Source organism: Microbacterium trichothecenolyticum, from assembly GCF_000956465.1.
Classification (GTDB): domain Bacteria; phylum Actinomycetota; class Actinomycetes; order Actinomycetales; family Microbacteriaceae; genus Microbacterium; species Microbacterium trichothecenolyticum.
Genome location: NZ_JYJA01000036.1, coordinates 183,071 through 195,685, shown reverse-complemented (window position 1 = coordinate 195,685; position 12,615 = coordinate 183,071). Strand labels below are relative to the sequence as shown.

Here is a 12,615-nt window from a genome sequence, read left to right as displayed (position 1 = left end):
CCCGTGCCCGGAGGAGGCCGTCTACTGCTGCAGCGCGGCGGCGAGATCGTCCTCGCGGAAGTACACCCCCAGGTACGGCGGGTTCTGAGTCAGGTAGAGCCGGTCGAACGCGACGTTGTCGTGCTCGGCGATGATCTCGCCCTCCACCCCGCCGCTGCCGGTCTGGATCGCATAGCCCTTCGGACAGAAGTACAGCGCGGCGCCGCCGCCGCCGTTGGGGTCGATCGGCGTCATCCCGCTCCCGTAGCAGGGGTCGCCGAAGCCGCCGGGCGTCGGATCGTCGAGCTTCGAGTGGGGCGGGTTGTCCAGGTCGGCGACCATGCTGTCGGCGATCGTCATGCAGCTGGTCCGGTCGTAGGCCGCGCACCACGTTCCGTCGATCGTGTCGAAGGGCGGCATGTCGGCGACGGCGCCGGCGGGCACGAGCGACAGCGGGATCGTGCAGGCATAGCCGTTCGTCCCGCCGGGATGGATGCCGCCGGCCTCGCCCGTCCCGCGCGCGACCCCGTCTTGACCGAGTGCTGCGGTGATGTCGATCGCATCCTTGGTCGGCGCCGTGCGCTCCAGGTGCATCGTGACGGCGTCGCCGTGCAGTTCGACGGGCCCGGCCAGCGGGGTCTCGCCGGTATCGAGAATTCCCGTTTCGCCGGCGACCGTCAGGTGACGATAGCCGAGCAGCATGATGCAGCCCGGATCCGGGTCCGCGAGATCCACGATCCACTCCCCGTCGAGTCCGGGGCTGGTCGGCGTCGGCGTCGACGATGCCGTCGGACCCTCCGGCGACGGCGATGGCGAGGGCGCTGCGGTATCGCCCGCTGCGGGTGTGCACCCAGCGAGCAGCACGACAAGCGAGAGGACGGCCAGGCTCCCCAGAGACCGCGCCATGGTCGTGAAACTACCGACCCTGCCCGACGGGTGCAAGGGCCGGGCGTGCGGAGCACTCGCGGCTAGCGGGCAACGCTCTCCGCGAGTTCGCCGCGGCGCTGGGCGGCAGGGACCTGGTCCAGAGCGCGGGCGAGGTCGTCGACGATGTCGCGGGCGTCCTCGAGGCCGATCGACAGGCGCACCGTGGTCGGGCCGATGTGCGCCTCGGCGAGCTGCGTCGGCGACATGTGGCTGTGCGTCATCGACGACGGGTGCGCGACCAGGCTGCGCGCGTCGCCGATGTTCGCCACCAGACGGATCACCTGCAGGCGCGAGATGAACGCCTCGACGAGCCGGAAGTCCGCCTCGGCGTCGCCGGTGGCGGGCAGGTCGAACGCGAACACCGAGCTCACGCCGTCGGGGAGATAGGTCTGCGCCTGTGCGTGCCACGGGCTCGACTCCAGCCCCGGGTGGTGCACGCGCGACACAGCGGGGTGCGTCTCGAGGAACCGGGCGACCGTGAGGGCGCTCGCGGTGTGCCGCTCCATGCGCAGGTCGAGGGTCTCGAGGCCCTGGAGCAGCTGGAAGGCGTTGAAGGCCGACAGCGACGGACCGAGGTCATGCACGTACTTCGTCTTGACCAGCGCGATGTACGGCGACCCGGTCTCGCCGAAGCGCTCGACGAGGCTGCCGTCCGGCACGCGCGGATACGTCTGGGTCAGCTGCGGCCAGCGCTCGGGCTCCGCCGTGAAGTCGAAGGTGCCCAGGTCGACGACGACGCCGCCGAGGGACGTGCCGTGGCCGCCGAGGAACTTCGTGGCGGAGTGCACCACGATGTCGGCGCCGAAGTCCTTCGCGCGCTGCAGGTACGGCGTCGCGACGGTGTTGTCGATCACCAGAGGCACGCCCGCCTCCTTGGCGACGGCGGCGACGGCGCCGAGGTCCAGCACCTGCGCGATCGGATTCGAGATCGACTCGGCGAACAGCGCGCGGGTGGTCGGCCGAACGGCGGCGCGCCACGCGGCGAGGTCGTCCTGGTCGACGAACGTCACCTCGATGCCCCAGTCGGCGAACGTGTCCTGCAGCAGGTCGACGGTGCCGCCGTAGAGCTGACGGGCGGCGACGATGTGCTCGCCCTGCTTGGCGAGCGCCAGGAGTGCCACGGCGACGGCGGCCTGCCCCGATGCGACACCGGCCGCGGCGATGCCGCCCTCGAGCTCCGCGACACGGCGCTCGAACACGAGCACGGTCGGGTTCGCCGCACGGCTGTAGATGTTGCCGTCCTTGCGCAGCGCGAAGAGGTCGCGTGCCTCGGCGAGCGAGCGGAACTCGAAGCCGTTGGACTGATGGATGGAGGGGATGGCGGTGTTCTCCGCGATGCCGGAGTCGAACCCGGCCTGCACCTGCGCCGTCGCGAACGAGCGAGGGGCGGCAGGACGAGTCTGTTCAGGCATGCAGACCATTGTCGAGCCGCGGCGCCCGGGGCGGTGCGTCGTGTGTCGAACTGTTGCGAGCCCGGCCCGGGGCCGCTGGAGGGGCGGTAGTGCGCCGGCACGCCAGAATGGTCGGGTGGCGCAGCTGATCACCCCCGCAGAACTCGACGATCTCCTCCGGTCCTCCGCCGTGCGCGTGCTCGATGTGCGCTACCGCCTCGACCGCCCCGACGGCAGCGCCGAGCACCTCGAGGGGCATGTGCCCGGCGCCGTGTACGTCGACATGGAGACGGAGCTCTCGCAGCACGGTCGCCCCGACGAGGGGAGGCATCCGCTTCCTCCTCGTGAAGCGCTGCAGGCGGCCGCGCACCGCTGGGGCATCGACGACGGCGACACGGTGGTCGTCTACGACGACGATCGCGCCCTGGGCGCCTCGCGCGCATGGTGGCTGCTGACGCGCTCCGGCATCGCCGACGTGCGCATCCTCGACGGCGGCCTCGGCGCCTGGACCGCGGCCGGCCTGCCGGTGGAGTCCGGACCCGTCACGCCCGAGCCGGGTGCGGTCCGGCTCGCGCCGATCGCCGAGCCCGTGCTGTCGATCGACGAGGCCGCCGCGCTCGCCGCGTCGGGCGTGCTCATCGACGTACGTGCCGCCGAGCGCTACCGAGGCGAGGTCGAGCCGATCGACCCGATCGCCGGCCACATCCCGGGCGCCGTGAACCTCCCGACCGGCGCCTACATGGACGGTGAGCGATTCCGGGATGCTGCGAGTCTGCGCGCGCTGTTCGGCACGGTCGGCGTCGGCGACGGCGTGACCGCGGCGGTGTACTGCGGTTCGGGCGTGACCGCCGCGCAGGCGGTGTTCGCGGCCGAGCTCGTCGGGCTGGAGCTGCGGATCTACCCGGGCTCGTGGAGCCAATGGTCGAACACTCCCGGACGCCCGGTCGCGACAGGGCCGGCGCCCGCGGAGGTCACCGGCTCAGTGTGACCGGCGCGGTGGCCGGTCTCGACGGGTCACGGCACGAGGGTGATCTTGCCCGCCACGCCCGTCTCGGCCGCGCGATGCGCCTCGGCGGCGTCGGCGAGCGCGAAGGACGGACCGAGCTCGACCGAGAAGCGTCGGGCGGCCATGAGCGCGAGCGCGACGGGCACCGCCTCGGTGCGCCAGACCTGCTGCTGCCCGGTGAGCGGTTCGGGCGAGCCGCCCGAGAACGCGCGGATGCCGAGGCCGGCGGCATCCCGTCCTCGCACCAGCGTCGCGATCCGGTGCCGGTCGGCGACCAGATCGAGCGAGGTGCGGAGGGCCTCGTCCGTGCCGGCGGCGTCGATCGCGACGGTCACGCCCTGCGGAGCCGCCGCGCGCACCCGGTCGGCGAGCCCGTCGCCGTACGCGACCGGGATGGCACCGAGCTCGCGGACGCGGTCGAATCGGCCTTCGGACGACGTGGCGACGACGGTCGCCCCCCACAGCACGGCGAACTGGATGAGCGCCTGGCCGACGGCGCCCGACCCGGCGTGCACGAGCACGGTGTCGTCGCCGCCCACCGCGAGCGAGCGGAGCGCCTGGTACGCCGTGCCGACCGGGACGCCCAGAGCGGCGCCTTCGGCGGCGCTCACCTGCGGCGGGCGAGGGAAGACGTGGGAGGCGGGAACCGCGATCTCGGTCGCGTAGGCGCCGAACGCCCCGGTGAAGACGACCGGCTCACCCACACGGAACCCGTCGACGCCTTCGCCGACCGCGGTGACGACTCCGGCGCCGTCGGCGCCGATGCGGCGCGGATCGACGATCTCCGCCGACGGCCGCCGGCCCGAGCGGAGCTTCGCGTCGATCGGATTGACGCCGGCAGCCGTGACGCGGATCGCAAGCTGCCCGGGTGCGGGCACCGGCTCGGGTACGGGGATCTCATGCAGGACCTCAGGGCCCCCGAACTCGGTGTAGGCGATCGCAGTGGTCATGACGGGGGCAACTCCTGTCGTCGAGGCGGCTATTCCCTCAGGGCTTTCTGCATCCGCTGCAGCGACACCGGCTCGGCCGTGCCGAGGGACTGCGCGAACAGGCTCACACGGTACTCCTCGAGCAGCCACCGGGCGTGCACGAGCGGCAACGGCGCGTCATCCGCCGGCGGGATCACGCCGCCGGCCTCGGCGAACACGGTCGTCGCGCGTTCGAACTCGGTCATCCGCTGGCGGTCGCGGCCCGGGTTGTCGGCGAGCGTCCGCACGCGATCGAGCGCCCCGCGCAGGTAGCGGGGAAGCTGCGCCAGCCGTCCGGTGCCGGTGCGGGACACGAAGCCCGGGAACACCAGGCCCGCCAGCTGCCCCTTGATGTCGTTCAGCGCGCCGAGCAGCGTCAGCGAGTTCGCGTCGCGCATCGCGCGCTCCACGTCGCGCGCGGCCGTCAGGATGCGGGCGGTCAGCGACACCGTCTGGAACAGCTCGTCGACGACCGCGGCCGAGAACGCATCGCGCACCGTCTCGAAGCCGGCTCTGCTGCGTACGACGGCGTCGGCCACGGTGCGTGCGATGACCGCGTCCGCCACCGCGACGCGGCCGTCCTCGATGAGCGCCTTCGCGGACGGATACGGCGATGCCGCGAGCGCGAGCTTCTCGGCGGACGTCAGGTGCTCGAGCACGTAGGCCGACGGCGACGCGACCGACAGGAGCACGAGGCGCCGGACGCCGGCCTGGGTCGCGCGGGCTGCGGCTTCGGGGGTCGTCTCGATCCGGAGCGCGACCGAGGCGCCCTCGTCGACGATCGCGGGATAGCCGCGCACGACGCCGCCCGCGACCTTGGTGTCGACGACGTCGGGCAGGTCCCCGAACGTCCAGTCGGTGAGGCCGGTGCGCTCGGCGAACGTCGACTCGGGCCGCGCGGCGTCGCGGGGTGTTCCCGCGAGGCGGGCCGCGGGGCCCTTCGCGGCCTGGCTGCCGCGCCCGATCGCCGGCGCCGTCGCGGTGAGCGAACGAGACACGGACGCCCGGGCCCGATCGGCGAGCCGTGCCTGCAGCGCGGCCAGGTCGCGGTCTGATCCCACCGCGCGCCCGCGCTCGTCGACGGCCCGGAACGATACCTGCAGGTGCCCGGGCACCCGTTCCATCTCGAAGTCGGCCGCGCTCACCGGCTGGCTCGCGACGCGCTGGATGCGCGCCGCGAGCGCATTGCGCAGCGGCGTCGGCGGACGGCCGTCGTGAGCCTCGGGGCCTTGCCCCGCGAGGTCGGCGGCGAACGTCGCAGCCCAGTCCGCCGCGGGGACGACGTGGCGGCGGATGGACTTGGGAAGCGAGCGCAGCAGCGCCGTGATGAGCTCGTCCCGCATGCCCGGCACCTGCCAGTCGAAGCCGTCGGGGCGCAGCTGCGCGAGGAGGGCCAGCGGAACGACGGCCGTCACGCCGTCGTCGGCGGCGCCGGGCTCGAACCGGTATGCGAGCGAGAGCACCTGGTCGCCCTGGGTCCAGCGCGCCGGGAAGTCGCGCTCGTCGCCGCGCGACGCCTCGTCGACGAGGTCGGCCTCCGTCATGTCGAGCAGGCGCGGCGTGCGGGCCGAGGCATCCTTCCACCAGGCCTCGAAGGAGCGCGCGTCGAACACGTCGCGGGGAATGCGGGCGTCGTAGAACCGGAACACGGCCTCGTCGCCCACGAGGATGTCACGGCGGCGCTCGCGCTCCTCGATCTTCTCGAGGCGTCGCCGCAGCTCGAGGTTGCGGCGCTCGAACGCCGTGAGCTTCTTGTCGAGGTGCGAAGAGTCCCACTCGCCCTCGACGAGCGCGTGGCGCATGAACAGCTCGCGCGCGAACGGCCGGTCGAAGCGCGCGAGCTGCACCCGGCGCTTGGGCACGATCTCGAGGCCGAAGAGGGTGACCTTCTCGTACGCGGATGCCGCACCCGACGCCTTCGACCAGTGCGGCTCGCTCAGCGAGCGCTTGGCGAGGTCGCCCGCGAGCGGTTCTGCCCAGGCGGGGTCGATCGCGGCGACGGTGCGGGCGAACAGGCGGCTCGTCTCGACGACCTCGGCGGCCATGACGGCGGTCGGCCGCTTCTTCTTGAGCCCGGAGCCGGGGAAGATCGCGAAGCGCGTGCCACGCGAGCCGAGGTACTCGGCGCCGCGGCGCTGGTCGGTGCGGTCGGAGCCGGCGCGGCCCCGCGTGGCGGTCGAGGTGGTGCGCTCGTCGAGGATGCCGAGGTGCGAGAGCAGCCCCGACAGGATCGCCTTGTGGAGCTCGTCCGGGTCGGCCGTGCCCGGTGCCGCCTTGCGAGGAGCGTTGACGAGTGCGCTGAGCTGACGATGCACGTCGGCCCACTCGCGCACCCGCACGTAGTTGAGGTGCTCGGCGCGGCACAGGCGCCGGAACGCGCTCGAGCCCAGCTCTGCCTGCTTCTCCTGGAGGTGGTTCCAGAGGTTGAGCAGGCTCAGGAAGTCGCTGGAGGGGTCGGTGAACCGCGCGTGCAGGCGATCGGCCTCCTCGCGACGCTCTTCCGGGCGCTCGCGCACGTCCTGGATCGACATCCCCGCGACGATCGCGAGCACGTCCCGCAGCACGCCGGTGCGGCGCGCCTCCACGAGCATGCGGGCGAAGCGCGGGTCGATCGGCAGCCGCGAGATCTCGCGGCCGAGGTCGGTGAGCGTCGGATGACCCGCGCCGCTTCCTGGACCTGTCGAGGTGCGCACTGCCCCGAGCTCGACGAGGAGGTCGAGAGCCGCCTTGACTCCGCGGGAGTCCGGAGGCGTGAGGAACGGGAAGGAGGAGATGTCGCCGAAGCCGAGCGACAGCATCTGGAGGATGACCGAGGCCAGGCTGGTGCGCAGGATCTCCGGCTCGGTGAACTCGGGCCGGGTGTCGAAGTCCTCCTCGGAGTACAGCCGGATCGCGATGCCGTCGCTGGTGCGGCCCGCGCGCCCCGACCGCTGCTGAGCGGACGCCTGCGACACCGCCTCGATCGGCAGCCGCTGCACCTTGCTGCGGTGGCTGTAGCGCGAGATGCGCGCCGTTCCGGTGTCGACGACGTAGCGGATGCCCGGCACCGTGAGGCTCGTCTCGGCGACGTTCGTCGCGAGGATGACACGACGACGGATGCCGGCCACCCGCGACCGCTCGAACACCCGGTGCTGCTCGGCGGCGGACAGGCGCCCGTAGAGGGGGAGCACCTCTGTGGGTGCGGCGTCCTTCGCGTACATGCCCCGCACCGCGTCCGCGGCATCGCGGATCTCGGCCTCGCCCGGGAGGAACACGAGCACGTCGCCGGCGGCCTCGCGGTCGAGCTCGCGCAGGGCGGAGGTGATGCCGTCGACGTCGTCGGACTCCTCCTCGCCCTTGGCCGGCCGTGCGGGCGGGCGGTACCGGATCTCGACCGGATACGTGCGGCCGGACACCTCGATGATCGGCGCCGGGGTTCCGTCGGGCCTCGCGAAGTGCTTCGCGAAGCTCTCCGGGTCGATCGTCGCGCTCGTGACGACGACCTTGAGGTCGGGGCGCTTGGGCAGGATGCGCCGCAGGTACCCGAGGAGGAAGTCGACGTTGAGCGAGCGCTCATGGGCCTCGTCGACGATGACCATGTCGTAGCGGCGCAGGAGCCGGTCGCGGTGGATCTCGTTGAGGAGGATGCCGTCGGTCATCAGCGCGATGCGCGTGTCTTCCGACACCTTGTCGGTGAAGCGGACCTTGTAGCCGACTGCCGAGCCGAGCGGCACCTGCAGCTCCTCGGCGATGCGCTCGGCGATCGTGCGCGCGGCGATGCGGCGCGGCTGTGTGTGCGCGATGCGCGTCCGCCCGAGCTCGAGCGCGATCTTCGGCAGCTGCGTCGTCTTGCCCGACCCGGTCGCGCCCGCGACGATCACGACCTGGTGGTCGCGCACAGCGCGCGCGATCTCCTCGCGCGCGGCGCTGACAGGGAGCTCCGGCGGAAACGAGATGACGGGTTCGGGCGCGGACATAGCCTTCGATCGTATCCCTTCCGGCCGGGCGCCGGATCGCCCCGTCCGACGCCGCGTCCGCGCGCCTAGGCTGGGAACCATGACAGTCCCCAGCGTGACCCTCAACGACGGCAACACGATCCCTCAGCTCGGCTACGGCGTCTTCAAGGTGCCGCCGGCGGACACGGAGCGGGCCGTCGCCGAGGCGCTCGAGGTCGGCTACCGCCACATCGACACCGCCGCGATCTACGGCAACGAAGAGGGCGTGGGCGCGGCCATCGCGGCGAGCGGCATCGCGCGCGACGAGCTGTTCATCACCACCAAGCTCTGGAACGACCGCCACGACGGCGACGAGCCCGACGCCGCGATCGCGGAGAGCCTCGCCAAGCTCGGACTCGAGCAGGTCGACCTGTACCTCGTGCACTGGCCGACCCCCGCGCAGGACAACTACCTCCACGCGTGGGAGAAGCTCATCGAGCTGCGGGGCGCCGGCTTGACCCGCAGCATCGGCGTCTCGAACCACCTCGTGCCGCACCTGGAGAAGATCGTGTCGGCCACCGGAGTGGTCCCGGCCGTCAACCAGATCGAGCTGCACCCCGCCCACCAGCAGCGCGACATCACGGACTGGGCCGCCGCCCACGATGTGAAGATCGAGTCGTGGGGACCCCTCGGGCAGGGCAAGTACGACCTGTTCGGTGCAGCGCCGGTCGCCGCGGCCGCCGAGGCGCACGGCAAGACGCCGGCTCAGGCCGTGCTGCGCTGGCACCTGCAGAAGGGCTTCATCGTCTTCCCGAAGTCGGTGCGCCGCGAGCGCCTCGAGGAGAACCTCGACGTGTTCGACTTCGAGCTCACCGCCGACGAGATCGCCGCCATCGACGCGATGGAGCCGGGCGACGGCACGGGTCGCGTCAGCGCGCACCCCGACGAGGTCAACTGACCGCTCGCGGGCGGCAGGAGCGGATACCGTGAACCCTCGCCTCGCGGACGCGACGAGCCCGTACCTGAGAGCCCACGCGGGCAATCCGGTCGCGTGGTTCCCGTGGGGCGAGGAGGCGTTCGCAGAAGCACGACGCCGCGACGTGCCTGTCATGGTGTCGATCGGCTACTCGACGTGTCACTGGTGCCATGTGATGGCTCGGGAGTCCTTCGAGGACGAGACGACCGCCGCCGAGCTCGACGCCGGCTTCGTGTCGATCAAGGTCGACCGCGAGGAGCACCCCGAGGTCGACGCCGCCTACATGGCCGCCGCTTCGGCGTTCTCGCAGAGCCTCGGCTGGCCGCTGACCGTGTTCGCGACGCCCGAAGGGCGGCCGTTCTACGCGGGGACGTACTTCCCGCCGCAGCCTCGCGCCGGCATCCCGGCGTTCCGCCAGGTGCTCGCGGCGGTGCACGAGGCGTGGACCGAGCGGCGCGACCAGATCGACGAGACGGCGGATGCCGTCGCCGGTGCGCTCGCCGAGGTCCGCCGATCGGCGCCCGACGCGGATGCGTCCACCCCGTCCGCGGATGAGCTGGTCGGCGCCGCACGCGCACTCGCCGGGCGGGAGGATCCGCAGCACGGCGGCTTCGGCGAGCCCGCCGCCGGTGCCCCCAAGTTCCCCGTCGCCACAGCGCTCCGCTTCCTGCAGACCCCGGTCCTCCGCGAGCACGCCGCCGAGGCGTCCGCCGTCGCCGATCGTGCCCTCACCGCGATGGCTGCCTCGCCGCTGCGCGATGCGGTCGAGGGCGGGTTCTTCCGCTACGCGACCCGGCCCGACTGGACGGTGCCGCACTACGAGCGGATGCTGACCGACAACTCCCAGCTGCTCGACGTCGCGATGGCGGCGGTCCCCGCGCGCGACGACGTCGCGCGCGGCATCGCCGGGTTCCTGCGCGACGTGCTGCAGCAGCCGGGCGGCGGCTTCGGCGCCGCACAGGACTCGGAGTCGTGGATCGACGGTGCCCGCAGCGAGGGTGGCTACTACGCCCGCGATGCCGCGGACCGCGTCGGTCTCGACCCCCCGGCCGTCGACGGCAAGGTGGTCAGCGGCTGGAACGGCCTCGCGATCGGAGCCCTCGCGCGTGCCGGCGTGCGGCTGGACGAGCCGTCGTGGATCGAGTCGGCGCGCTGGGCGGCGGACGCCGTGCTCGAGGTCAACGTCGCCGCCGACGGCCGGCTGCTGCGCGCCTCGCTCGACGAGGTGCCGTCGCGCGCCCAAGCGACGCTCGCCGACCACGGCCAGCTCGCCGCGGGTCTCATCGCGCTCGCCGTCGCCACCGGGGAGGTCGCGTATGCCATGCGGGCGCGAGAGCTGGTCGACGCATGCGTCGATGCAGAGCACCGTGTCGCCGTCCCCGGAGGCGGCGACCCGGTGCTGTCCCGGCAGGGGATCGGAGCGCCGGATACCGCCTCCGATGCCGACGAGCCGTCGGGTGCCGCGTCGGTCGCGGAGGCCGCCGCGGCGCTCTGGATGCTGGGCGCCGGAGACAGCTATCGCTCGATCGCCGAGCGGCTCGTCGCCGCCCACGCTCCCGCGGCCCTCGCGCAGCCGCTCGCGTACGGCGCTCTCCTGCGGGTCGCCGCCGGCCTCGCGGAGCCGCCGCGACAGGTCGTCGTCGTCACGGACGATGCCCACGCCGCGCTCGCGACAGCGGCGCGCAGCATCCGTGCCGATGTCGTGATCATCGTGTCGCCGGAACAGTCGCTCTCATGGGCCGCAGCGGGATTCGAGCTGCTCGCCGGGAAGGAACAGCGCGACGGGCGGCCGACCGCCTACGACTGCCGGGACTTCGCCTGCCGGCTGCCGGTCACGGACGTCGCCGCACTCGAGGCGTGATCGCTCTCAGACCCAGCTGTTCACCCACATGTGCAGGTGCCAGAAGTCGTAGGGCACCGTCATCGCGGAGATGATCGGGTACCAGAACGCCGACAGTGCGAGCGCGACGACGAGGAAGACCAGCACCAGGCGCTGACCTGTGAGCCGGCGGTAGGAGTCCGCCGACGGCGAACCGGCGATGTCCTTCAGCGCGAAGGTGAGCGCAAGCAGCATGAACGGCAGGATCAGCACCGTGTAGAACTGGAAGATCGTGCGCTCGGGCAGGAACAGCCACGGCACGTAGGTGACGGCGACCCCGGTGAGAACGAGTGCGTAGCGCCAGTCGCGCGCCACCACGAAGCGGTACGCGAGGTACAGCACGGCGGCCACCCCGGCGTACCAGATCAGCGGGTTCGGCATCGTCGAGATCACATCCACGCATCCGCTCGGGGACGTGCAGCCGTTCACGCCCATCGCATCGTGGTGGTAGTAGACGCCGGTGGGACGCCACAGCAGCGGCCACTGCCACGCCGGGCTCGCGTAGGAGTGCCCGGACGTGATCCCGGCCGTGGACTTGTACATCGCGACGTGGTAGATCCAGAGGCTCTGGAGCGGGTTGCTCCCGGCCTGGCGGTCGTAGCCTCCTGAGCCGAACAGCCAGCCCGACCACGACGCGACATAGACGACGAGGGCGACCGGGACGAACAGCACGAACGTGGCGAAGCCTTGGCGCACAGCATCCGTCGGCCAGAACAGCACGCCCGCGCGGCGTCGGGCCAGCGCGTCCGTGACGACGAGGTAGACCCCGAGCCCGGCGAGCACCCACGCGCCCGACCACTTCACGGCGCTGGCCGCCCCGAGCGCGGCGCCCGCGGCGATGATCCAGGGCCGGTTCCAGAGGACCGGTCCCCAGGAGGGCGGCGCGTCACCGTCGTAGCGGGCCGCGACGATGTGGGCGATGCGCGTCATCGTGCGCTCGCGATCGCGCAGCACGAACAGGAAGGCGAGCAGCACGAAGAACGTGAGCGACGTGTCGAGCAGCGCGATGCGGCTCATCGAGATGGCGAGGCCGTCGACCGCCATGAGCAGGCCCGCCACGACGGCGAACGTGGTCGAGCGGGTGAGGCGCTTCGCGATGAGCATGAGCACCAGCACCGAACCGATGCCGAGGAGCGCCGTCGTGATGCGCCAGCCCCAGCCGGAGTCCGGCCCGAGCACCGCCATGCCCAGCGCGATGATCCACTTGCCGAGGGGCGGATGCACCACGAACGACGGATTGGTCGTGAACACGTTCACATCGCCCGAAAGAAAGCTCTCGTTGGCGCCCGCGGGCCAGGATGCCTCGTACCCGAGGCGGAGCAGCGTCCAGGCGTCCTTGACGTAGTACGTCTCGTCGAACTGGTTCATCAGGTCGTGCGCCGCGGCGAGGTTCCACAGCCGCAGGACCGCGGCGATCACCAGGACGATCGCAGGACCGAGCCACCGATACAGCCGCCGTGCACGCGCGTCCTCGCTCAGCCGGCGGGCGAAGCGGTCGTACACGCTCGGTCGTGCCGGGGGGTTCAGCGGCGCGGCGGGCTGGTCGGCCTCGAGCCGCGCGGCATCCGTCACCCG

The 12,615-nt window shown here is 72.3% G+C and carries 8 protein-coding genes; 3 read left to right on the top strand and 5 right to left on the bottom strand.

Annotation, left to right across the window (positions count from 1 at the left end; translation table 11 throughout):
* Positions 1–21 precede the first annotated feature (21 nt).
* Positions 22–885, bottom strand: a complete 864-nt coding sequence (locus RS82_RS12500; RefSeq protein ID WP_157005559.1) for a hypothetical protein — start codon at positions 883–885, stop codon at positions 22–24.
* A 62-nt stretch (positions 886–947) separates the two neighbouring features.
* A complete protein-coding gene (locus RS82_RS12495; protein WP_045299893.1) occupies positions 948–2,318 on the bottom strand; it encodes an O-acetylhomoserine aminocarboxypropyltransferase/cysteine synthase family protein in 1,371 nt (456 codons plus the stop codon).
* A 115-nt stretch (positions 2,319–2,433) separates the two neighbouring features.
* Between RS82_RS12495 and RS82_RS12490 the strand changes: the two genes are divergently transcribed.
* Positions 2,434–3,285 carry a sulfurtransferase gene (locus RS82_RS12490; RefSeq protein WP_045299891.1) on the top strand — a complete coding sequence of 284 codons (852 nt, stop codon included), beginning with the start codon at positions 2,434–2,436 and terminating at the stop codon, positions 3,283–3,285.
* 26 nt (positions 3,286–3,311) lie between these two features.
* Here RS82_RS12490 and RS82_RS12485 read toward each other — a convergent pair whose 3' ends face one another.
* Both RS82_RS12485 and hrpA read right to left on the bottom strand, forming a co-directional pair.
* Entirely contained in the window at positions 3,312–4,253 is a 942-nt protein-coding gene (locus tag RS82_RS12485) for a quinone oxidoreductase family protein (protein WP_045299889.1), read from the bottom strand.
* Positions 4,254–4,282: 29 nt separating this feature from the next.
* Positions 4,283–8,227: an ATP-dependent RNA helicase HrpA gene (gene hrpA, locus RS82_RS12480; RefSeq protein ID WP_045299887.1), complete on the bottom strand. Its 3,945-nt coding sequence runs from the start codon at positions 8,225–8,227 to the stop codon at positions 4,283–4,285.
* 79 nt (positions 8,228–8,306) lie between these two features.
* Here hrpA and RS82_RS12475 point away from each other — a divergent pair, with 79 nt between their 5' ends.
* On the top strand, positions 8,307–9,143 hold the full coding sequence (locus RS82_RS12475; RefSeq protein WP_045299885.1) for an aldo/keto reductase: 837 nt from the start codon (positions 8,307–8,309) through the stop codon (positions 9,141–9,143).
* Between the two features lie 28 nt (positions 9,144–9,171).
* Positions 9,172–11,022 (top strand): thioredoxin domain-containing protein, encoded by a 1,851-nt coding sequence (locus RS82_RS12470; RefSeq protein ID WP_045299883.1) that lies wholly within the window; start codon positions 9,172–9,174, stop codon positions 11,020–11,022.
* Positions 11,023–11,028: 6 nt separating this feature from the next.
* On the opposite strand, the gene RS82_RS12465 is transcribed toward RS82_RS12470, so the two are convergent.
* On the bottom strand, positions 11,029–12,612 hold the full coding sequence (locus tag RS82_RS12465; protein WP_052676822.1) for a dolichyl-phosphate-mannose--protein mannosyltransferase: 1,584 nt from the start codon (positions 12,610–12,612) through the stop codon (positions 11,029–11,031).
* Positions 12,613–12,615: the final 3 nt, after the last annotated feature.